Source organism: Verruconatronum alginivorum (assembly GCF_056590205.1).
The window spans coordinates 408,184-432,640 of record NZ_JBWPVQ010000001.1 but is presented as its reverse complement, the minus strand read 5'-3'; the positions used below and the strand labels follow the sequence as shown (position 1 = coordinate 432,640).

Annotated in this window: 12 protein-coding genes; 11 read left to right on the top strand and 1 reads right to left on the bottom strand. The window is 57.9% G+C overall.

Annotated elements, in window-relative coordinates:
* Positions 1-356 precede the first annotated feature (356 nt).
* The 7 genes from ACWUI2_RS01470 (at position 357) to ACWUI2_RS01440 (ending at position 12,436) form a co-directional block, all read left to right on the top strand.
* Positions 357-2,891, top strand: a complete 2,535-nt coding sequence (locus ACWUI2_RS01470; RefSeq protein WP_486981084.1) for a hypothetical protein — start codon at positions 357-359, stop codon at positions 2,889-2,891.
* Between the two features lie 96 nt (positions 2,892-2,987).
* Entirely contained in the window at positions 2,988-4,319 is a 1,332-nt protein-coding gene (locus tag ACWUI2_RS01465; protein WP_486981083.1) for a PEP-CTERM sorting domain-containing protein, read from the top strand.
* 278 nt (positions 4,320-4,597) lie between these two features.
* Positions 4,598-7,189: a DUF4838 domain-containing protein gene (locus ACWUI2_RS01460; protein ID WP_486981082.1), complete on the top strand. Its 2,592-nt coding sequence runs from the start codon at positions 4,598-4,600 to the stop codon at positions 7,187-7,189.
* A 52-nt stretch (positions 7,190-7,241) separates the two neighbouring features.
* Positions 7,242-8,285 (top strand): LacI family DNA-binding transcriptional regulator, encoded by a 1,044-nt coding sequence (locus tag ACWUI2_RS01455; protein WP_486981081.1) that lies wholly within the window; start codon positions 7,242-7,244, stop codon positions 8,283-8,285.
* A 470-nt stretch (positions 8,286-8,755) separates the two neighbouring features.
* Positions 8,756-9,652: a PEP-CTERM sorting domain-containing protein gene (locus ACWUI2_RS01450; RefSeq protein ID WP_486981080.1), complete on the top strand. Its 897-nt coding sequence runs from the start codon at positions 8,756-8,758 to the stop codon at positions 9,650-9,652.
* 303 nt (positions 9,653-9,955) lie between these two features.
* A complete protein-coding gene (locus tag ACWUI2_RS01445) occupies positions 9,956-10,810 on the top strand; it encodes a hypothetical protein (protein WP_486981079.1) in 855 nt (284 codons plus the stop codon).
* 510 nt (positions 10,811-11,320) lie between these two features.
* Positions 11,321-12,436 (top strand): Gfo/Idh/MocA family protein, encoded by a 1,116-nt coding sequence (locus tag ACWUI2_RS01440; RefSeq protein ID WP_486981078.1) that lies wholly within the window; start codon positions 11,321-11,323, stop codon positions 12,434-12,436.
* 488 nt (positions 12,437-12,924) lie between these two features.
* Here the strand turns inward: ACWUI2_RS01440 and ACWUI2_RS01435 are convergent, their stop codons facing one another.
* Positions 12,925-13,959 carry a LacI family DNA-binding transcriptional regulator gene (locus ACWUI2_RS01435; RefSeq protein ID WP_486981077.1) on the bottom strand — a complete coding sequence of 345 codons (1,035 nt, stop codon included), beginning with the start codon at positions 13,957-13,959 and terminating at the stop codon, positions 12,925-12,927.
* A 181-nt stretch (positions 13,960-14,140) separates the two neighbouring features.
* On the opposite strand from ACWUI2_RS01435, the gene ACWUI2_RS01430 reads away from it, so the two are divergent.
* From ACWUI2_RS01430 to ACWUI2_RS01415, 4 genes are all read left to right on the top strand, one after another.
* Positions 14,141-14,881: a prepilin-type N-terminal cleavage/methylation domain-containing protein gene (locus tag ACWUI2_RS01430; protein ID WP_486981076.1), complete on the top strand. Its 741-nt coding sequence runs from the start codon at positions 14,141-14,143 to the stop codon at positions 14,879-14,881.
* 425 nt (positions 14,882-15,306) lie between these two features.
* Positions 15,307-18,645 (top strand): hypothetical protein, encoded by a 3,339-nt coding sequence (locus ACWUI2_RS01425; RefSeq protein ID WP_486981075.1) that lies wholly within the window; start codon positions 15,307-15,309, stop codon positions 18,643-18,645.
* A gap of 211 nt (positions 18,646-18,856) precedes the next feature.
* Positions 18,857-22,393 carry an NHL repeat-containing protein gene (locus tag ACWUI2_RS01420; protein WP_486981074.1) on the top strand — a complete coding sequence of 1,179 codons (3,537 nt, stop codon included), beginning with the start codon at positions 18,857-18,859 and terminating at the stop codon, positions 22,391-22,393.
* A 538-nt stretch (positions 22,394-22,931) separates the two neighbouring features.
* Complete coding sequence (locus tag ACWUI2_RS01415) at positions 22,932-24,455, top strand: glycosyl hydrolase family 28-related protein (protein ID WP_486981073.1); 1,524 nt, start codon at positions 22,932-22,934, stop codon at positions 24,453-24,455.
* The last annotated feature ends 2 nt before the right edge of the window (positions 24,456-24,457 follow it).

Sequence of the window (24,457 nt, the reverse complement as noted above, 5' to 3'; positions counted from 1 at the left end):
TCGGCTAAAGCACGAAGCTCCGGTAGCATCCCGGCTTTCGCCGGATGACGGAGCGGTGCGCTTCAGGCGCCGTCACGTTGCCCGAGCGAAGTGTTGGGAGGATCGCTTTTGCCGACGTGCTTCGGCTAAAGCACGAAGTTCCGGTAGCATCCCGGCTTTCGCCGGATGACGGAGCGGCGCGCTTCAGCCGCCGGCGGTGGACGTGCGGAGTGCGCGAGCCGGGTCATTGACTTTTTCCGTTTCGTTACGCTAACGCGATGGATCTCTTGTGGAGAGTCCGGGGTCTTGGTTCACTCGTCATCAATCCTATTGAGAGGGAAAGCCCTGAACTAAAACCCAGCAATTCGAAGGAAATCATGATTACTCTCGCTACATCTCACCCTGCCCGCGAGGGGCGACGTGCCCGCGTCTTCGCCGCATTGTCGGCCGCGTGGCTCGCCTCGGCGCTCACCATGGCCGCCAGCACCACCACTTGGACCGGAGCGGTCAATAATGTTCTCTCCGAACCCGGCAACTGGACGGACGGTCTGCCGACTGAAACTGTCGGAGCGATTTTCCCTGCGACCGGTGTCCAGAATCCGGCGATCAGTGGGTCGAGCATCCATATCGAGTCGTTTCTTTTCCCCGGAACGTCCGAAGGTGAACCGCTGAGTTATTCGATCACGGCGGGAGGGCAGACCCAGTTTCACAATGTGCAGAGCATCCTCGTCGAAGCGGGTTCCGGTGCTCACACCATCAGCCCTGGGGCATTGTTGAGATTTAAATCGGGGCAAACGAATTATGTCACCAATCACTCCGATAACTTGTTGACTCTAAACGCCCAGTTGCGGCGATCCGGGGACGCCACCACCACCTTGGTTTTCGACGGGTCGGGAAATGTTTTACTCACAGGAGGATACAGCGGAATTGGTGTCAGCACCGATATTCATACGCTGAGGGTCGCGTCAACCATGTCCGGTCAATTTACGGTGGATGCCGGTTTGGATGTGAGACCAGGTCTGATCGCGCGGATCTACGGAGGAGTGTTCGCCTTGGACGGAGTGTTTCGCACGGATAACAATTTTCTCACTGTTGGAGGGCAGGGCTCCTTAGCAGTTTTGACGGGCCACGGTCGAATCGGCCAACAACCGACAGAGACCACGAACAGCACCTTGACAGTGAACATCAACAATCAAGGCGTCGTGGCACCCGGTCGGGTCGGGGAAACCGGCGTGTTGGAATTCGTAAATTTCGACGTCGCCTTCAATAACGGATCGAAACTTCTTCTCGATCTACTCAATGCCGAGGATCATGACCAACTTTTGTTCGCTCAGATTGATACCACCAGCAACAACGTGGTGCCGACACTGGTTTTGTCGGGCGACGTGGAGTTGGAGTTGAATCTGCTGCCCGATTTCTTCGCCCCGGTTGATTCGGTGTTCACAATTTTGTCCGGATATGACGCGATCGATGGGGTCTTCGCCGGATTGCCGAATGGCGCGGAAATTTCGATCGGGGACTATGTCTTCCAAATTCATTACGGCACGAACGAGACGACGTTGACGGTGCTGGTTTCCGGCGACGAGCCGTTGCCGGATCCCGATCCGACTCCGGATCCCGTATTGTATTGGGGGGGGAGAAATCACGGGACAGGGGCGCGCGTCATGGGTTCCGCCTTGGACGGTTCGGACACCCGGGTGATTTTCGACGGCACGGTAGCCAATGATGAGGTCATGCAGGGCAAGGTGCTCGGGCTCACCGTCACCGCTGATCACATTTACTGGATCGATCTCGGGCAGGGGAATGTTTCACAGCCCGGTGCGGTTTGGCGGGCGAATCGCGATGGGTCGGGCGCGGAGATTTTCGCCGGACGTCCTGCCGAGATGAGCACCCAGAACTTCCGCCCCCAGTTCGTCGTGGTCGACGAATCGAACGGCATGCTCTACTTCTCGGAATACATAAGCGGTCTTTACGCTGTCGATCTGACGACCCGGGAGGTCGAGTCTCTAGGGAATCCGATTTCGGGAACAACCGGGCTGGTTCCCTTCGGTGACAATTTCCTTCTATCTGTCAATGAGAACGACGATAACCTCCGTCTGACGAATATCGCGGAAAAGACGCACGTCGTTGTCGCCGATCTTTCGGTTGAAAATGGAAGTGTCGCACCGAGCAATCATTACGGACTCGCCCTGGATGCCGCCGGACAGAAACTTTATTTCACCGGGTATGAGCAATTTCAGTTGGCCGTTTATGATTTCAGCACTGATGACGGTGATATCACGACCGGTACTGTGACGATGTTGGTCGACCAGGAAGCGGGGGTCGCACGAGCCTACGGATTGAGCAGGACCGGGTCCGGGAAACTCATTTATGTCGTGGATGACACCGCGATTTACTCCTACGATCCGGTCAGCGACGTCCGGGAATCGGTCAACTTCACCGCCGGATCAGGGGAACGCCCCCATGTCGGCGTCGCCGCGTGGGATCCGATCGGGCCTCCGTCGGTTTCTCCCGGGTATGACGCGTGGGCGGAAGATCGGTTCACCGACGCTTATGGGAATCCGGCGATCAGTGGTCCGACCGCTGATCCGGACGGCGACGGCATTCCGAACTTGTTGGAATACGCCTTGGGGCTCGATCCGTTGACCCCCGGGGTGATCAATTTGAACGAGTCGATCCAAACCGTCGGCGGCAACGATTACCTGACGGTGACGTTCAGCCGTCCGTCGGACATCGACGACATGGAATACAACGTGGACGTCTCCACCGACCTGATCGATTGGACTCCGGGAACGGGAGATTTCGTCACCACTACGGACAATGGAATCGACACGGTCACTTATTTCGACGACGAACCGGTCTCCGGACAAGAGCGTCGCTTCTTCCGGCTCCGGGTCGAGCCGAAGGAGTGATCGACATAAAGGAGGACGGACATTCCTGTCCGTCCACACCCGGGCAGGAATGTCCGGGCTCCTTTAGCAAACCAAGAAGCACTTTATCTCGAAAACATGAAACATAAAACCAACGTATCCAGCTCCTCTCTCGCTTCCCGACTTCCGGGGAGCCGTTCCGGCGCCGCCGGGACCGCGTTCGCTCTCTTTCTCGCCTCCGCCTTGCATGTTTCCGCCAGCACGACTTGGATCGGTGGAGCAGAAGGCGATCCCGACAATTTGGCGAATGCAGCCAACTGGTCAAATGGCGTGCCGAGCGCATCGCTCGGAGCGGTCTTTCCGGCGTCCGGGGTGGGAACCGCCAATCTGAGTGCACCAGGGAATTTTAGTGTTAGTAGTATGCTGTTTGGCGGGAGTGGAACGCCTGTCGATTATAGCATTGCGGCGGGAGGTGAGTTTCAGAACGTTTCCAGCATCGTAGTTGAGGCTGGAGCCGGGGCGGTCACCATTAACCCGCACTCTGAGTTGCGGTTTAATGCTACTTCATCCGGACTAACGAATTACATCACCAACCATTCCGCTAATCTGTTGACCATCAACGGTCGACTTCATCGTTCGGGGTCGCACACTATGACGGTCGAGATCGGCGGTTCAGGCGATGTGTTGTTCACCGGCGGAGTTGCCGGAATCGCAGTGAATAACGAGGTGACTAATTTACGCCTCAGCACGAACTATGGCGGTACGACGACGGTTGACGCGGGCTTACAGGTACGGACCAACAGTGCTACCAGGGTGCAAGGCGGTACACTCGTAATGGATGGGGATTTGATTGCCAGAGGTAACACGAGTGCCAGTGTCCTGATCGTAGGCGACCACGGAGCGACCGCTACCTTGACTGGGAACGGCCGGATTGGCGTGCAGCAAACGGACACATCCAACCTCCTATTCACTCAGAGCATCCGTGATCGAGGCATTGTTAATCCCGGCCGGGTGGGTGAGGTCGGGGCCTTGACGTTTGCCAATTTCGATTTGAGTTTCCAAAATGGATCAGCGCTTCACTTGGACCTTCTCAATCCGAATGAGCATGACCAATTGCTGTTTGCCCAAGTAGATACAACGGACAGAAACAAGGTTCCGGCAGTCATACTTACTGGCACGGTCAACTTGGAGCTTAACTTCCTCGGGGGTGCCCCGGTCTTAGGAGAATACACGATTCTTTCGGGTTACAGTGCCATTAGTGCGATCGATGGAGAGACGAACATCGGTTTTGCTGGCTGGGAAAACGGAACGGCTCGCACTCTCGATGGTTACGAGGGTTATTTATTCATTTTGCATTATGGGACTAATGCCACCACGCTGGAAATTATCCCCGAGCCGTCGACTTATGCTTTGATCGCCGGATTGGGAGTCCTGGGTATTTTGGCTCTTCGTCGTCGGAAGAGGAGTTGAATAGCAAAAACGAGGAAGCGAAGGGGGCGTCGTCGCCTTGGAGGTTCGGTCTCCTTCGCTTCCTTCGTTTGCTTTATTTGAATTTCATAGTCGGAGCGGTTTGGATAGTGGGGTTGTATCCAATAAATCGGAACACACCCCACCGCTCTGGCGAGCGGTCCCCCCCTCTCAAGAGGGGATCTGTTTCCGCGAGGGGCGGGACCATGGACAAGAATGGCGGGGTGCGTGAGTGATCGGTCGCCGTGCAAGCCGGAACAGTCTTTATGGGTAATGGTGTGATGATTCATTCGGCAAAGGATTTTTTGAATACGGCGATAGCTGGGTTGTTTGGGGCGGTTTTGCTCGCTTTGGCGGCGGGGTGTTCGGAGGGACCGGCGCAGATTCGGGCGACCGCGGGAGAGGTTGTCCTGGTGGAGGAGGGGGCTCCGGGGGTGTTGGTGGTGACTGCCGACGTGCCGAGCGCGATGGTGGCTTACGCGGCGAAGGAGTTGACGCTCCATGTCGCCAAGGCGACGGGAGTCGATCTCGAGGTGGTCACTGAATCAAATTTGCCGGGTGACTGGGACGGAGGTCGCATTTTTCTCGGGGCGACCCGGGCCGCCGGGACGGCGGGGATCGACTTGGAGGGGTTGCCCGCCGATTCCTTTCATTTGCTCACGTTGGACGGTGACCTGTTCATTGCGGGCCAGGAGAAACCGCGGCAGCGTTTCGATCTGTCTGGTCGGGGAGGCAGGAACACGTTGTATGATCGGATTGAAGCGGGGGCGCTTTACGGTGTTTATGAAGTGTTGGAGCGGTTTGTCGGGGTGAAATGGTTTTGGCCGGGAGAGCTCGGGATGGAGGTGCCGAAGACCGAGCGGTTGGTGGTGGCCGGACCGCTGAATGAAGTGGTCGAACCCGTGTATCAGTTCCGTCGTTACCGGGCGTGGCATATCAGCAATGCGATCAACCGGGGTTACGACGATGAAACCGCCCGGTTGGCGTTTTCTCCCGAAGGGTTGAGCGCCTACGGGGATGCGTTGTATCCGTTTCTGGCGCGGCACCGGATTGGTTTCACCGAACAAAAACCAGAGGTCGGGCATTTCTTTTCCGGTTGGTGGGAGCGTTACGGCGCCCAACATCCGGAATGGTTCATGATGCGGGAAGATGGCGAGCGCGGTCCGCCTCCGGGCGCTTCCGCACGGCAGCGGCGTCACGTCGCGATGTGTGTTTCGAACCGGGATCTCCATCGCTTTTTGGTGAACGAGATTTGGGATGGCGGCGATGTTCTCAGTCTCGGCGAAGTCGACGACCGGGTGTTTTGCCAATGTCCCGTCTGCGAGTCGTGGGATGTCCCCCAGAAGCAGCCTGACTTCGCCCGTTACCAGCCGTTGGTTTCCGACCGGTATGCCCGGTTTTGGAAGGAGGTCCGGGATTTGGCGGTGAAGCGGAATCCGAACGTGCAGGTGACGACCTTCCTCTATTGGAACTACAAACCGGCTCCGGCGAAGCGGGTGAATCTGAGCAATGTTTATGGCGAATATGTGCCGTGGGGGAATCCGGCGATCACCTATTACCCGATGAGCGACGAAGCCCATGCCTGGAATAAAGCGCAGTGGCGGAAATGGAGCGGGCTCGGGGTGACGATGGCTTATCGGCCGAATTATCTGCTCGGTGGATACGTCATGCCCCATCTGAGCACCTGGCAGGCGGCAGAGATGTTTCAATTCGCGGCCGAGAACGGGATGGTCGGGTTCGACTTCGACAGCCTCTGGGCTCACTGGGCGGTGAGCGGTCCGATGTATTATATTCACATGCGGTTGGCGGTCGACCCGGCGGCGGATATCAGCGAGTTGCGCCGGGAGTATTTTTCGGCCTTTGGTCCGGCGGCGGACCTCGTCGAGCGCTACTTCGACTACTGGGAAAACTATTCCGCCAATGAAGCCTCCCGGGGCGGAGTCGGTTACAACAACCCCACCACCGCCAACGACCGGTATCCTCCGAGATCGTTTGAGCCGGCCGCGAAGTTTTTGGAAGAAGCCTTGGCGACGGTGGTGGAATATCCGCGCTCTGAATACGCCGAGCGGATTCGCTTTCTCCAAGCGGGACTGGAACATGCCCGGTTGTCGGCACGGTTTATCGGAACCTTGGACCGGCAGGGGGCATTGCCGACCGGTGATGGGGAACGGATGAAAAAGGCACGGGCGGCGTTGGAGGAGTTGATCCGATTTCGGCGGGACCATGAGCATCTGTTCATTGCTGATTATATCGCCGCATCCCGGATTGAAAACCGACGGATCGACATCGGCACGCTCCTCGACGCCGACCTCGGCGATTTGACGGAGAAGGCGGTCGACCGGGGACGCCGGAAAGAGGATCCGTGGGACCAATGGTATTTCCGCCAGGACCCCGATGATGTCGGAATGGAGGAACAATGGTACTTTCCGGATGATTCCGCGACCGAGAAAGGATTGCAAATCAGAATGGGAGAAGATCCCGAGTTGCGGATCGACGATTCGATTTGGAGGCCAGTCCCGGTTCCGGCCCGGTTGAGCGAAACGGAGATCGGTAATTATCACGGCCACGGCTGGTATGCGACGGTGTTCACGGTTCCCGATTCCTGGCGTGGCCAGACCGTGCAGGTTCATTTCGAAGGAGTCGACGAGCAAGCTTGGGTTTACGTCAACGGCAAGCTGGTCGGGGAGCACACGGTGGAGTCGGAAGAACGTCCGGTCAGCGAGTTGTGGCACCGGTCGTTCACGGTGGAAATCGATCCGGCTCAGATCCGCTGGGGCCGTCAGAATCTGCTCGTCGTGCGGACCCACGCCTCGGCGGGTGAATCCGGCATTTGGGGGAACGTCCACCTCTACCAAGCCGACGATTTGTTTTAGGGGGATTCAAAAAAATAGCACTCTGAAGCTGTCGTTCAATCGGAGAATTTCTATGGGACGGGAAACGAGCGATCGCGTGGTGTTGAGGGATGTCGCGAGGGCGGCCGGTGTTTCGCTATCGACCGTTTCATTGGCTTTGCGAAACGATTCCCGTTTGCCCCCCTCGACACGGAAAAAGGTCCAGCGGGCGGCGCAGGAATTGGGCTATCGGCCGAACCCAAAACTGGCCCAGTTGATGACGACGGTCCGGGGGAGTCAGAGTCAAATTTTGATCAGCCTCGGTTTGGTGACCCCGCACGTCGATCCGCGTCGGCGTGAAGCTTCCCCGATTCTGCTCGGAGCCAAAGAACGGGCCGCGCAACTCGGATACACGTTCGAAGAATTTCCGTTGGCCGGAGGAATCGGCAGCGAAGCGCGGTTGAACGAAATTCTCCGGGCGAGGAACGTCGACGGGGTGATCGTTTATTCCTTTCACAATTCCCACGCCAGGCTCGATCTCGATTGGGATTCCTTGGCGGCGGTGGCGATGGGTTACACCCTGACCAGCCCCTCTCTCCACCGGATCGCCTTCGACCACTTCAGCGGAATCTCCCTGGCCTTTCGGGAACTCCGGAAACGGGGTTACCGCCGGATCGCTACTTGCCTGTCGACCCGGGCCAACGACTCGGTGCGGCGCGCCTGGGAACTCGGCCATCTGCTCCAGGCCACTGGACGGAACAAGGGACGAAGCTTCGCGCCCTTGATTTCCGCCAGCTTGGATTTTCCCGCATTCGAGAAGTGGTTCATGCCGAGACGGCCCGATGCGATCCTGGCCGACGGGTATGGCACGCAGATTCTCGAATGGTTGTCCAAGATGGGGATCGGCGTGCCAGACGAAGTCGGATACGTCGACCTGAACCAGAAGGAGCAGCGTCCGGAGATCAGTGGAATCGATCAAAACGAATACGTGATGGGATCGACCGCCGTCGATATGTTGGCAAATGAAATTTACCTGAATATGCGAGGGATCCCCAAATGGCCGCGGACGATCACCATCCAGGGAAGGTGGGTGCAGGCGAAAACCACCCGCGAAGTGGCCCCGGCGGATAGCGGTTGATGTCGTGGGGGAAAACGGCGCGGATTCCGGGAAGCGGCGGAGGTTGATTCGACCATAAAATACGCGGAACAGACGGAAAAGAAAGGATCACCCAAGACAGGCCCAATGCCGGGATGTTTTATTCAACGGATGAATAGGAGATCCTCGTTGAATTCGCCGGAGCCGGTCATGCTGTCTCAAGCACTCGTCCGAACCCTTTCGGCCGACAGTTTTAACTCCAACCTCAAAATAGAAGCCGGAAGGGCGTCCCGTCAATCCATCTCTATCAGGCCTACGATTTGTTCTGATCGGACGACGGTGGACGCGGCCGGGAAGGTCAAAATCGGGCCGGAAGGGGGATGCTCGTCAACGATTGACTAAATTCCCTTTGCTGATCGAGCTGGAGTTTTTGAGGCTTGTCGCCGTTATTCAACGACCCGGCTTTCGGTTGGACGGGTCTCAAAACTCTAACTCCAAGGAGACAAGACCTTATGATGAAACCCCCTACGATTGGAAAAATGCTGAAAGGTGGCCTGTTGGCGTTAATGGCCGGAACCCTCTGGACTGCTCCAGTGTCTGCCGGACCGTTACTTTCTTGGGATTGGGAGGGAACGGATGGAGAGATCAACAATTACGAGGACGGATCAACCTGGTGGCATCAAAAGGAACCGTATAGCCCATCTACCCAAGCTTTGGACATGCGACAGGTTTCAGGCACTGTGACGCGGGTAACGCTTCCCCAGACAGGGCCAGGATCAGCCTTTCCCAATCATACTTATGGAATCGACCTTTCAGCAGGAAATATCCGTCATCATTCGCATACTGTATTGAATCGGGACAGCTTTACGGTCGAAACGTTTCTCCATGTTACTACGGTTTCCGGTGGCACCGATCGATTCTTCCGAATCTTGGGAAGTGAACCAGGAAATCAGGTGCATGGTGTAGTAGATAATGGATTTGTCGGTGCGAGGGTCTTTAGCCCAACTGGTGCCCACAGAAACGTTGTTGCTTCGCCATTTCAAGTTGTGGCTGGTCGTGATTATTACCTCTCGGTCGGCGTCAGTACTGGCCAGAATGCTGCGGATCGGTTCGTTGATTTCTATTTTCTCGATTTAACGACCCACGGGCATGACTTGGGGGAACTGCAATATGCGAGGGTGATGCTCGGCAGTGAGTTTACTTCACTAAATAAATCCACCCCGCATCTGACGCTGGGGATGGATAGCGGTTTCTCCGTGTTCGGCACGACCCGCTACTCCGACGGCGTTCTCTCCCAGGGTGATTTGATGATCATTCCGGAACCGGCCACGGTGGCGTTTCTATTCGGGAGTATAGCTTTGGGGCTGGTGGTGATTCGGCGGAAACGGTCCGGTCGGGTTGCCGCCTGAGCCTTTGAACCGAACTGGGTGTGTGAAAGACGCCGGAGGCGCTGGCCATTGGCCCGCATTCCGGCGTCTTTTTTTATGCCCCGCCCATCCGACAAAAAAGGGAACCGCAGATGGCCGCGGATGGCCGCAGATAGGAGCCGCTTTCCTTGTCAGTCAACGATTGATCAAATTCCTTTTGCTGATTGAGGTGGAGTTTTTGAGTCTTTCCGCCGCTATTCAACGACCCCGCCGAATTGTCGGGTCTGAAATCTAACTCCAAGGAGACAGGATAATATGAAATTCCCCACGATAACTTGTCGTCGCATGATTCGTGCTTTTGCCAAGGCCGTCCCACTTGTGGTGGTGACCGGTTTCTTATACGGAACAACTGCTTTCGCCCAACCACTGTCGTATTGGTCTTGGGAGGGAAGCACCGAAACCTGGCTTGAAGATAAGATCGGGAATCAACACATGACGGCAGGCATCACCCCGACGCGGGTGTTACTTCCTTCCAGCGGTTTCGGCTCGGCTTTCCCCAATCCTATTCCCAATCCAGACCCGGCTGTGGGTGGGGTGAATGACTATGGCATCCGGAAGAACGATAACCCTGTCAGCGCTACCAGCACGCCCCGCAGTACCGCGTTCAACCGTGACAGTTTTACCGTAGAAATCTTTTTCAATGTTGAAAACCCGGACAATTTCATTGAATTGTTCGGCATTCGAGGCGTCGCGAATCAATTTCACCTAACCGTTCGTGAGGGTGAGTTATCCACCCGGATGTATGAATCCAATGGCACTTCTTTCACCCACGAGAGCTCCGGATTTTCGGTATCCGGAGGCATCGATTATTTCGCCGCCATAGCGGTCAGCGTCGGCGCAAACGAAGAAGACCGGTTCCTGGACTTTTACCTTCAGGATCTGACCAACGGCGGAGATTTGCTTTACACTCGAAAGAGTTTGGCCAGCCAATACACATCGCTGCATAAGGGCGATTTGGGCTTCTACCTTCGGCCAGGCCCCAACGACCCCGTAACCTACGGCGACATCCGCTATTCCAATGGCATCCTCTCCCAGAACGACCTCCTGATCATCCCGGAACCGGCCACGGTCGCCTTTCTTTTCGGAGGGGTGGCTTTGACTCTGGTGGTCATTCGGCGGAAACGGTCCCGACAAGAATAGGGAACCGCAGATGGGCGCGAATGGCCGCAGATAGGAGAGGGGCTTGTGGGGCCCGCCGTAGTCGGGTTGGCTTCGCCGCCCGACCGCAGCGGCCATGGGCGACCCGAATGTCGGCGATTTCCTGCGTCGAGGGCGGGGTTGTTGATCCGGGTTTTCGTGCATCGTGGGAAATGGGGCGGCGGAGCCAACCCCACTACTGCCCACGCGACTGTCGGGGGCGGTATGGTTTTTCCTTTCAAGAGGAAGAACACACCCCACCATGCTGGCGCATGGTCCCCCCCTCTCAAGAGGGGATCGGTGTGAGATCGGTGGGGTGTGTCGTCGGGTGGATTCCGCGAGGCCGCCGTCGTCGCGTTGGAGTTGCCGCCCGACAGCGGTTACTGCAACGGCCGTTCGGAGTCGACGATTGACCAAATACCGTTTGCAGGTGGAGGGGGGGTATATGAGTCTCGTCCCTCGATTCAACCAACCCCGGCCAAATTGTCGGATTTCTATCCTCGATTAAACATAATGAACAGCAAGAAGCAGGTAAACATTGGTATCATCGGACTCGGCTGGCCCGGCCAACGGCATACGGAAGCGGTTTTGGCTTCGGCCCACGCAAGGCTTTATGCCGCCGCCGACACGAACGCCGAACGGACGACGGCCTACGCCGAAAAGCACCCGGGGGTGAAGGTCTTCGGCGATTACGAGGAGATGTTGGCCGACCCCGAGCTCGACGCGGTCGTCGTCTGCCTGCCGAACTTTCTTCATTTTCCCGCCACCATGGCCGCCCTGCGGCACGGAAAACATGTGTTGTGCGAAAAGCCGCCGACGTTGAACCGGGAGCAGATGCGGGAGGTCCGGACCGAAGCGGACGCGCGCCAATTGGTTTATGCGTTCGGCCGTCAAAGGCGCTTCGACGGACGGACGACCGTCGCCCGGGAGACCATTTCGAGCGGGCGGCTGGGGCAGATCTATTTTGCCCGGACCCACTGGCTGCGTTCCCGCGGCATTCCGATCGGGATCGGCGGATGGTTCGTTGATCGCGCCAAGGCCGGAGGCGGCGCTGTGATCGACATCGGTATCCATGCGTTGGATGCGGCCTGGTTTCTGATGGGGTGCCCGCGCCCGACAACCGTTTCGGCGCAAGTTTCCACCAACTTCCGGGATTTCGTCCCGCCCGATGTCCACTTCGACGTCGACGACACCGGTTTCGCCTTCATTCGTTTCGCCAACGGCGCGGTGATGCATTTGGAAGTCTGTTGGGCGGCGAACCTGCCGGACGACGTGCCAGAGATAGGCCCCAATCGGCGGGATTCCTTAAAGACCGTTCTTTTCGGTCGGAAGGCGACCTTGCGGGTTAATCCATTGACCCTTTTCGAAGACCAGGCGGGGACCTTGGTGGACATTCCGATGGAGGCCACGGATGGGAACGGCTTCGCCGAGCAAATGGAGGATTTCGCGCAGGCGGTCCTGACTGGCCGCGAGCCGACCAACAACGTCACCCAAGCCCTCTACCTGATGGAAATGCTCGACGCCATGTATGAATCGAGCGCGACCGGCCGCGAAGTGGTGATCCCGGATTTGACCGATCACCCGTCGCCTTCCTCTGACGCACTCGAATCGGCGAAAGTGGTGACTTAAGGAGAAACAGGGATTGCCACGCCATATCCGCTTCGCTCCGTCCTGCCTGTTTATATAGACCCCGTCCGAAAAGGGTTGGCGTTCGACGGATCGGCTCCGCTACACACCCCACCGCTCTCAAGAGGGGAACTTTTTCACGCCATTCCCCTCTTATGAAACGTTGCTGTTCATGCGGGTCGCAGGGTCAAATCGGAGGGTTGGCTTCCAGCCGACCTTCCCCTGGAACGACGCCGACGGCGGACGGCAGGATGCCATCCCTCCCAGTGGCGAGGAAGTTTTATTCCATATTGTTCCCCGGGCGCAGCCCGGAATTTTGCTCTTGAGAGGGGGGGGCATGCGCAAGCATGGTGGGGTGTGTATGTTTCCCGCTGTTACAGTCAGGGAACGGCCGAAAACCTTTCGGATACCCTCTATCTACTCAAGAACCGCAACCGGACAGGACGAAGCGAAGCGGAGATGGCGTAGCAATGTCCGGGCTCCCCTTGCGGTCACGTCTCCTCCGTGACTGGTGGTCTCGTCGTGGCGCCGTCGATCCAGCGGCCGTTGATGATGATGGTGCGGGGGTGTTCGGGGATGCCTTGTTCGTTGAGGTAGATGGATTGGGCGAGAGCGTCGACCGCGATGCGTCCTTGGAGATAATCGTTTTGTTTCAGGCCGCTGATTCCGCTCCAGTGATGGGCGAGGTGGAGGGAGGCGTAGCCGATTTCCCCGGGGACGTTCACTTTCATCCGTTCGAGCCATTCGAGGGCGTTGTTGGCGCCGTCGACCAGGATGGCATCGGGGCGTTGGTCGAGTATCCAGTTTTCGAATTCGCGGAAGTCGAGGGTGGAACTGATCAAGGGGCGGGGCGGGTCGACGATTTCTTTCTCGAAGGCGTGGGCATACCATCCGCGAAGCCAGGCGTCTCGTGAGCTTTGGTTCGTCCGTCCGCGGGTACAGAGCCCTATCCGGGAATAGCCGGCCTCCTGCAGTTTTTGGAAAGCGAGGGTGACGCCCCCGTAGTGGTCGAAGGCGATCCGGTGGAGATTGGGGGAGGCGAGGGAATATCCGATCGCGACGGCGGAGAGGCCGGCGAGGCGGATGTTGAGTGACGATCTCCCGGCCCGCATCGGAAAGAATACCACGCCATCCATATTCCGGGTGGCAAGAACCTGCTCCAAACGTTTCTCGGTGCCGACGCCGCCGACGATCGGAAACTCGTCGAAGCCGTAGCCCAATTCTTTGGAGCGGTCGTGGACGCCGCGGAAAATCCGGGAGAGTTCGGGGCGGTCGAGGTTCACCTCCGGCGTCACCAGGCCGATGTTGACCATGAATTGGCTGTCGCTCCCGCGCAATGAGGCCATGAAGCGGGACAGCTTGGGGTTGGGTTTGTAATTGAGTTGGTGGGCCAGTTCGCGGATTTTCCTTTTGGTTTCCTCGGGAATCCGGTTGTGGTTGCGCAAAGCGAGGGAGACGGTGGAGACAGAGACGCCGGCCGCTTTCGCCAGGGTTTTCATGGTGACTTTTCCGTTTTCGTCCTTCATGGAATCAGCCATCTGACAGAGGTCTATTGGTCATAAGCGCAGTATTCGGGAGGGGGGCATAAAGTCAACGATTGAGCAAAGAAGAGTTTATACTAAGGGAGTTTCTTGGTTCATTTGCAGCAGAAACCAGAGACGTAATCGAAGCGAGCACCCTCTTTCAAATCCCATTAGGAGAATTACAATGAAAACAGCAATCCAGCATTCATCGACGGGCACTTTCCCGGGCAACGATCGTGTCGCCCGGCATGGATTCACTTTGATCGAGCTTTTGACGGTGATCGCCATCATCGGCATTTTAGCCGCGATCCTTATCCCGGTCGTCGGAAGAGTGCGGGAATCGAGTCGCACGGCGCGATGCGTGGCGAATCTCCGCCAACTCGGCACCGCGTACCATTTGTTCACGGAGGAGCACAATGGCAGGACGCCCGATTATTTGCGGTGGCCCTCCCGCCCCTCTTCCAATGACCCGGATCGGGGTCTTGCGCCATATCTGGGCCTTCCGGAAACCGATCCGACGAGGGAACCAACGATATTGTCCTGTCCGAATTCCCACATGACCCATCCCGGAAGACAGGCTTGGCGCCGGTCCTATTCGATCAACATCAATGCTTGTGCGACGAGGGATTGGGAACCAATCGAAAATCGCCCGAATTTGTCGAACGTCGACATGGCTCATTCTCCGAGTTTGCTGCTTATCTTCATCGATGGCGCTTACAATACCGGGAATCCGAATTCGGATGGTTGGGCTTATGAGTTTTACGTGACTCCCGACCTGCCGTTGACTCACCCTGGCAGGGATTTTACTTGGGCGCATGGAGGAAGCGTGAACGCGGCGTTCCTGGATGGCCACGTCGAACGTCTTTCCCGAGAGGAGATCGAGGCGAAGGATCGGCACGGTCCCTTTTGGCAGCAGGCGAATTAACGAGATCGCGGGGAAAGTGTTCATTTCCCTCAAATCGCGATAGTTTCGGCCGCGCGTTGAGTTTGAGGCGGAGCGACTTCGGTCGTTCCGCCCACTTTTTTTCCGGGCAGAGAACCCTTGAGGGATAGAATCGTTTATGAGGGACGTCGGACGGTTCATGGAAAACCCTTGGCAGTCACCGACGCGGCCAGGTATGGCGAAAAAGAAGGGTCAACGATTGAGCAAAGGGAGATTTATTCGGGACCTGTTTTGCGTTCCCATTTGCGGAGGAAAACAAAACATGGCGTCGAGCCAAGGTTCGTTTTTCCTTCATTTTAGAGCCCCAACGAAAGATCCACGATGAATCAGCGAGTCAGCATTCCCTTTCAATGATTTCCGTGCGTGGCTCTGTATTTGAACTTTAATTACTTGGAAAGAAGCAGAATATGACGTCGATGCGAATGTGGACCTGGGCGGGTGTGGCGAGTTTTTGGGCGGCGGCGGCGATGGCGCAGCCGATGCACTATTGGACCTGGGAAGGGGCGGACTGGCAGAAGGACCGGATCGGCAACCTCGACATGAGCAACATCCCCTCGGATGGGACAGTCAATCGGCTCCTCCTTCCGCAGAGCGGTCCCGGATCCGCGTTTCCCGATCCGATCCCGCTGACCGGAAATCCGAATATTTTCGGCATCGACACCTCGGTCGACTCCGGTTTCATCCGCACCGACAACAGCGCGGAGTCGTTCAACCGGGACAGTTTCACCGTCGAGGTCTTCTTCAATCCGAACGCGGTGTCCGGGACGTCGAATCGACGTTTTTTCGATATCTCGACCGGAAATCAAATGGCGCGGGGGCTGATTCGGAACGGTAGGTTGGGCGTGCGGCTCTACCGGTCGGATCTCCAAAACGACTTCAGTAATATCGAGTCGAATTTGACGCTGGTGGCGAATCGCGATTATTACACCGCGATCGCGGTCAGCGTTGGGCCGAATCCGGAGGACGGGTTCGTCGACTTCTATTTGCAGGATCTGACCGCCGGAGGTCCATTGCAACATCAACGGGTCACGTCGCTCGGTCTGGAATTCACTTCCTTGAACCACCGGCCGGGAGGGCATTCGTTGCGGATCGGGCGGGACCAGGCATTCAACGCCATCGGGGACGTGCGTTATTCCGCCGGGGTGTTGACGGAGGCGGAGTTGCTGATGACGGAGCCGGAGATGGTTCCGCCTCGTCTGACCGCGCTAGGTTTCGACCCGGAGACGGGGGATTTCACTCTGAGCTACACCGCGATGCCCGACCGGCTCTATCAATTGGCAGTTTCGGATGATCTCGTGTCCTGGAGCTTCGAGGGGAACTTGATGGGGAGCGCGGACTCCGAAGGAAAGATCCACTTCTCGGATTCGCAGGCCAGCGGCTTGAATCGGCGGTTTTACCGGATGAGCAGCGGGCAACTCTCGGTAACGATGATTCCGTATTATTTGAGCGCCGACGCCCTCGACGTGCGGGTCGATCTTTTCGCCGGCTCGTTGCGTGAGGCGGCCGATATTTTCCGTTTGGAGCTCCATCAAGGTGGCTCGATGGTGGAGACCAAGGACGTCTCCGCGAGTCGGTTCGGCCAGCGAATCGTGTTGCCGAGCCACAAGATCGGGGAAGGGGCTTATGAATTGGTGGCGCGGGTCCTCGATGGGAACGGCAGCGAACTCTCCCGGATTTCGCTCGACCTGAACCGTCCCATTCCCTGGTGGGTGAGCAATCCCCCGGGAGTCAGCGCCTTCGTGCCGCCCCCGTTCGATCCGATCCAGGAAGACGACGGGGAAGTGACGATCATCGGCCGCGTTTATACCTTTGAATCGGATCATTTTCTCCCGAGGCAAATGGTGGCGGAAGGGGAGGCTCTCTTCGCCAGTCCGCCCCGGTTGGTGGCGTCAGTGAACGGGCAGGCCGTGGCCTTGACCGGAACGCTCGCGCTCGCCGACACCGATCCGGAGCACGTGATCTACGAGTTCGCCGGGCATTTGGGACCGATCCCGGTGTCGGCGACGACCCGGATCGAGTTCGACGGATTCATCATGATCGATCTCGACCTCGATTCGGCGGGTCATACGGTCGATTCATTGCGGGTCGAGTTTCCGGTCGATCAGAACCATGCCGAGCTTTACACGGTTAACGCCTATTACGACGAACGGGCTCAACGGCCTCGCGCGGTCGATCCTTTGCCTCCGTCGGTTTTGGCGTTGAGCGGGGGTCTTCCCCGGGCCGGAAGCATCGGGGATGGGTTCACCATCGGATTTAATCACGCCGTCTGGATCGGCACCGGTCGCCGGGGGTTCCAGTGGTGCGCGGAGACCGCCGAGCATTGGTCGTTCGACGACCGGGCGGAAAGCATCGAGGTATTGCCGGGAGAAGAACCGGGGGTCACGCTCTTCCGTTTGCGGGTGATCGACAAACCGATCGCCTCCGATCGGCTCACTTACCAATGGGGATTGGGGGCGAGCCCGGTTAAGCCGTATGGAACCGGGGGCCAGGATTTTTATTACGGGCAGACCGGCGAGGATTTCCGCAATCTTCAAACCACCGATCCGCAGGAACGGATCGACATGGAACGCCGGTTCGTGGAGGCCTACCAGGAGATCGGAGCCCAATGGTATAACATTCATTCGAACTGGAACGCCGACCACGCCTTCGGCCAACCGTTCCGGGAGGCGCCGGGCCTGGATGTCCGGAGCGAGTTCAACGACTGGCTTCAGGCCGAAGGATTCCGTACCACGTGGTACTCCGGATGGAACGCTCTTCATCCCGCCCTGGAGATGTTTCCGTATTACGGTGTCGCCATGCGCCGGATCCCGACCCGGTTCGATTTCGACGGCTACAAGGAGTGCGCCCGGGGCGGGTATATCGAATACTTGACCGGCGGAACCGTCTGGATGATTCAGAACATCGGCGCCGACGGAATCTACGCCGACAGCACCTCGGGTCCGGAGCCATGTTACGAAGAAATGCATGGCTGCGGATTCGTCGATCCCAAGACCGGGCAGCGGGTGGTGACCCGGGATATTTTCGCGCGTCGCGAATTGTTCAAACGGTTGTATAAGATCTTTCATGGGGAAGTGATGACGGGAGGATTGGTTTACGCTCACGACGGGTGGGCTCCGAATCTCGGAATCATGTCGTTCACCGACATCAATTACACCGCGGAAGGGGCGATGGAGGAAGATTTGAACAATCTCGACCGTTACCGGGCCCAATACAATGGCGTCCAATACGGTCTACCGGTGGAGCATTCGTGGAGAAACCCCCATGTGGTCGATCGGAATCATCTCTGGGGGCTCTCGATGGTCCATGGAAACCGGATCAAAATGTATCCCTGGCGCATCCAGGAGAGCGCCCGGCGAAAGACCTACGCGGAAGAGGCCGGCATCGATTACCGGATGTGGGCTCCGGCGCAATGGTTCAACTGGGACAGTCCGTGGGCCTGGCATCCGTATTACGAGAACGGGCATTTGCTCCAGGTCGATGCGGCGACGGAAGTTGTGGCCTCGTTCCATGTCAACGATCAGCAACAAGTATCGTTTGTTGCTTTTAACAACGGAGAGGAGGCCGCCGGAGCCCTGTTCAACCTCGATGTCCAACAACTCGACCTGCCGTCGGTGCTGTATGCCCTCGACGTCGTCACCGAGGAGACATTTCAGTTTCAGAACGGCATGTTTTTCCTCGATTTTCACGCCAAGCGTCCGCGCATTCTGGTGATGTCTCCCAACCCGATCCAAGTCGAGGACTTGTGAATGCGGGAGCGACTCGGGGAAGTGTCTGACGGGGGCGCAGGTCAACAATTGACTGAATATCCTTTGCGCTGGACACCCGATTTTCCAATGCTCTTGCTCCGTCGTATCACCCATTGTGCGGCGCTATAGATGATCGCGGAGTCCGATTATCCGGAATGGCTCCATGGGCCGACCTCACGAGAATAAATTTCCCGAACCTCCACAGAAAACTATGAAGATCCGCAAATTATTAACTCTGGCCCCTCTCTCGATGGCGGCCGCGGCGTTGAGTTGGGCGCTCCCGCTCGCCGCCGCGCCTCTCGGTGAATGGCATTTTGACGAAGCCCAGGGGACACCCCTGGCGCAAACCTTGAACACCGGGTCCCTCGCTCCCGCGACCTGGGGGACGGCTGGGAGCCATCTTTCGGCGACGACCGGCGACGGCGCCTATCGGATTCAGGAATCGAGCGGAACGCATCGCTCGGCGTTTGTCGTGGGCACCTTGGTCAAACCAATGCGCTATGAGGTCGAAGTTCGCAGTTTCAGTTTTTCCGGGCAGACCACGAATGAGCGCGTCCGTTTCGGCTTTTTGACATCCACTGGTGGAAATGTGGTGGAAATGGTTTTAGCCCGCCACGGAACCAGTGCCGATCCGCTGATTCAAATTCAAGGGGAAGCATTTATTAACAGCTCAACCCAGGTGAATATTCCCGCTTACACGTTGTTCACGAGCAATTCGCGCGCGGAACCGTTCTGGCTGGCGTTGGAGTTCAATCAACCGCGCAACGAATACGAAATTTTCTATCGCCTCGACAGCGAGTCACCATGGATCTCGATTGGCGTCGGAGATTCCGGTGGAGGGCGGACCGCGGACCGGGCCGGTTTGGGGCAGAGTGGAACCTTTGCAGGGGGGACCGAACATGTTGCGATCTCGCATGTGCGTATCACGGAGGATGTCGATTACGTTGAACCCATTCATTATTGGACGTGGCAAGGCGAACCGGGCGTGCCGAATGTATCGGGGACCTGGTGGCACGACAAGTTGGGTGACCGGGACATGAGTCTTGTGGGTAGGGACGGAGATGAAACGAATCCCAACACTCCCGTCCAAGTCGAAATCGTCCCGGGTGGTCCGGGATCGGCCTTCCCGAATCCGACTCCGGTGACCGGGGCCGAGAATACCCACGTGTTGAATACGTTGGAGGGCCACATCCGGACCAGCGCCTCGGAAGAATTCCACCGCAACAGTTTTACCTTTGAGATCTTTTTCAATGCGGTGCAGACGGAGGAGCTTTCCCGGTTGTTTGATATGTCCCAGTCGAGCGTCCAGGCGCAAGGGTTGGTCAGGAATAATATCCTCTCGGCCCGGGTTTACCCCCCGAACGGCAGCTTCGATGCGAACACCAATGTGGATTCGACACTTTCGGTGGACCCGAACGTCGATTATTACGCCGCATTTGCCATCAGCACCGGGCCGGACTCGGCCGACCGTTTCGTCGATTTCTATCTCAAGGACCTCACCAATGACGGGCCTTTGCAACATGAGCGGGTGGGCCTGGATGACTCCCGCACCAGTCTGCACGCCCGAACCGAACCGGGCAGTGCGGGATTGTCGCTCAGAATCGGCCGTAACTACAACTTTCCCGCGATCGGCGACGTCCGTTATTCGGCGGGCGTCCTGGATCCGCTCGATCTTATCTATCCGTATGTTCCGCCGCCGCCAGCTCCCCACGCCTACTGGACCTGGAGTGGAGAGGACGGCACGCCGGGAACCGATGGAACCTGGTGGCGCGAGAAGTCCGGGAGGCACACCGGATTGATGGATATGCGGAGTGTCGGAGATACGGTGAGCCGCATCGAGTTGCCCGCCAGCGGGCCGGGTTCGGCGTTTCCGAGCGTGATCCCGGGGACGGAGGAGCCGATCACCCATGGCGTCGATCTGTCGAACGGCCAGATCGGCACCCATCGCTCGAACGAGTTCAATCGGGACAGTTTCATGATCGAGACCTTCTTCCACCTTTCCGAGGTTCCGGCATCGGACACTTATCAAATCTTCCGGCTGCTGGGACATCCCAGTCCCGGAAACGTGGCCCAAGGTGTGATTCGAAACGGAAATTTGGCGGCCCGCGTTTACACGCCGGCCGGAGACTTCGATAACGCTGAAACAAACATCCAGTCAGGTTTCTCTCTTTCCGCCGGGATCGATTATTACGCGGCGATCGGCATAAGCACCGGTCCTAATCCGGAAGACCGGTTCGTTGACTTTTATTTGCAGGATCTCACCAACATGACCCCTGTTCAACAGCAACGGGTTGGCATCTGGGACGGTTTCACCAGCTTGAACCAGCCTGCGGAAGGAACCCATCTGACGATTGGAATGGGCGACATGTTCGCGGTGATGGGGGCGGTCCGTTATTTCAAGGAGATCGTCGGTCCGGAGTCGTTGATGTTCGTGCATGTTGAGCCTCTTCCGCCGGCTAGCGCCGATCTTTATTGGGGAAGCTGGGGCGCCGGGGCCAGTGCCCGGATCGTGGGCGCCAACCTCGATGGTTCGGATGTCCGCGCCATCTTCGACGGCACGGGAGTTGACGATCAAGTGATGAACGGAAAGCCGATGGGCATCACCATCACCGCCGATTACATTTACTGGGTCGATCTGGGCGTCACCGACGATCCCGACCGGCCGGGAGGGATCTGGCGCGCCACCCGTAGCGGAGAGGATGCGCGGCTTTTCGTCGAGCGTCCGGCGAGCGTGACCGGCCTCTTCCGCCCTCAATCCGTCGTCGTCGATGAAGCGAACGGAAAACTCTATTTCTCCGAATGGGACAACGGGTTGTATTCGGCCGACTTGGAGACTGGAGGGAACGTCACCTCGCTCGGCTCGCCGAGCGACAGGACCACCGCCCTCGTGCTACTGGGAGATGATCGCATCCTTTCGGTCAACGCGATCGACACCTATCTATGGGTGACCGATATCGCCACGCAAACCCACCAAACCGTGGTCGACTTGCGGGTCCACGACGGGGAGGTGCACGATCTCCGTCATTACGGCCTGGCGCTGGATGCGGCGAACCAAATCGTTTATTTCACAGGTTTCGAAGCGCAGTTGGGAGCGTATGACTATAGTTCGAACGGTGGGGATATCGCGACCGGCGAGATTACCTTCCTTGTCACGGATTCCGGACAGGGGCGGGGAATTTCCCTCACCGAGGCCGGACAGCTCTTCTATGTCGAGAGCGGGGCCGGGAGAATCTTCTCCTACAATACCGCGACCGGGGTGCGTTCCGAAGTGGTGGCGACTTCCGGGTTTGAACGTCCGGATACCGGAGTTGCCGCATGGGGACCGGCCACCGGCGAGCCACCGTTGTCGGGGTATGCCGCCTGGGCGCAGGCCAAGTTCGGCGAAGATTACGGCGATGAATCGATCAGCGGGCGAATGGCTGATCCGGATGGTGACGGGTTGGTGAATCTGTTGGAATACGCCTTCAACACTCATCCGCTGCAGCCGAACGTCCTTAACCTCCAAGAGTCGATCCAAACGGTCGGCGGCGAGGAATTCCTGACAATCACCTTCGAGCGTCGGGAAGGAATCGACGATCTCGACTACGTAGTCGAGGTCTCGACCGACCTGGTGGATTGGGTGACCGGCGAAGGCGATTACGCGGTCACTACCGCCGACGGGATTGAAACCGTCACCTATTTCGATTCGGAAAGCATCTCCGGATCCTCGCGGCGCTTCCTGCGGGTGAGCGTCGTTTCGAACGAATAGGGACAAGCGACGGTCAATCTGTTGTTTTCAAGAGCCGTCCGCGATCGCGCGGACGGCTCTATGTTTTTCCGGAATCGATGCGCCAAGAAATATTTGAATATTTGCCGTCCAATGGAGCGTGGTTGGCGGAATCGGGGTTCCGGCGTGGGGTTTCATGTAGCGGGGTTGGCTCCGCTGCCCCGTTGTCCGGTCGGCCCGAAAAGTCGGGGGGGACCTATGCGAGCTGGTCGTGACGCGGGATATCCTGGTCGTTCGGTCGTTTTCGCCGCTGCTGTCGGGCGGCGAAGCCAACCCGACTACGGTGATTTTGAGCGGTCGATTAAGGCGGTCAACGTTTGACGGCATTGTGGTTGTCGTCGGAACAGGCGTCCTTGATGCTGGATCTCGTTTTCCTTGATCCTCTTTTTGCGAGCGCGGGACGACTCGCCTGCCATTTATGAAAATTCAGTCGTTTCTTCGGAAATCCGGTTTTGTTCACCCACCTTCTTCGTCCGGGGGAGAGCGCCTCTCTCGGAGGAATTTTCTCCGGCAGGGCCCTTTGGCGGCCGCGGCGATCGCCTGCGGAGTCACCGCGCCTCGGTCCGTCCGGGCCGCCCCGGGTCCTTCATCCAGCAGTGTCAACGTCGCCCAATTCGGGGCGACCGGCGATGGCGTCACCGACGACACCCAAGCGATCCTGGACGCGATCGCCCATGCCAAAGCCAACCAGTTGGAGGAGGTGGTTTTCTCGGCCGGGGTTTTCATTGTCTCCCAAACGATCAAGATGCCGTCGAACCTCACCCTCCGCGGCCAGGGACGGGACGCAACCATTTTGAAGGCGAAGGCCGACACTTTGTTCGACATGTTCAAGCCGGATCCCCGGACGTCGAATATCAGGCAACGGCGGACCATGATCACCACGGAGGCGGTGGCAACCGTTCGTCAGGAAGTGACGGTGAACATGGGGCTGAAGCATTTCACCTTGGATTGGAATAACTGTCCGACGCTCGAATTCGGGCATTGTGTTGTATTGGCGGATTGCGCCGACGACGCCTTGTTGGAGGACGTCAGTTTCATCAACTGCATGCCGTCGGATCATCCCCCGACGAAGGAAGAGCGCGAGCAGATTCAAATCACCGCGTTTCGCGGGGAATGCATCATGTTCTCGAATTCCAACGACGGAATGATGCGGAATTGCCGGCTGACCGATTCCGGGTATCGCCCTCTTTCGGTCGCTTACAATAGCTTGAACATTGAGTTCGTCGAGGGGGAGATCGTTGCCGAAAATCCGGTTTGGCGGCATGTTTTCTGGGAAGTCCATGGCGACGGAATGCCCCGGGACGCGAACTACCTGCGGTCCCAGCTATACGTCCGCGATTCGGTCTTCCGGCTGGAAGGCGGGAGCGGGCAGGATGCGTTCGCGTATCACACCGGCTCCGGTCGGGTGGAGAATTGCGACGTCTATATCACCGGCGGGGTGATGAGCTTCAACTCCCTCTTCCGTCCGTTCGACGGTTCGCACGATTGCGAGTTCTTGAACAACCGGGTCCACTGCGAGGTTCCGTTGCCGTCCGCCTTTCATATCATGAGCACCGGTCAGCCGGCCCATGACGACAATTTGAACTTGGTTTGCAAGGGAAACCAAATCCTGTTCCGTTTGCAGGCGAGTCCCCACAACAATCACGCATTGTTGGCCCGGATGACGAATGCCCCCAGTCGCGGCGTCGTCATTCAAGACAATCACATGGTCGTGGAGCACAACGGATTGCGCGGAAACCGGATCATCGACCTCGAGACCACCCGGGAGTTCGTGGTCAGCGGTAACGTCGTCCAGCTCACTCGCGTGGGCGGCGGGACTTCCGGCACGAAACCGACCGGAATCATGGTGCGCGATTCCCAAGACGGGTTGGTCGTCAACAACACCCTGACCGGTGAGTTCCTCGACGGAATAATCGTTCAAGGTGAAAGCGACGGCATCGTGGTTCGAGGCAACTCGCTGCCCGCCGTGGACCGCGATGCGGTGAAAATCGACGCCACCGGAACGGTGGTGGTCGGACAGAACGGCGAATCCTCAGCCGATTGATA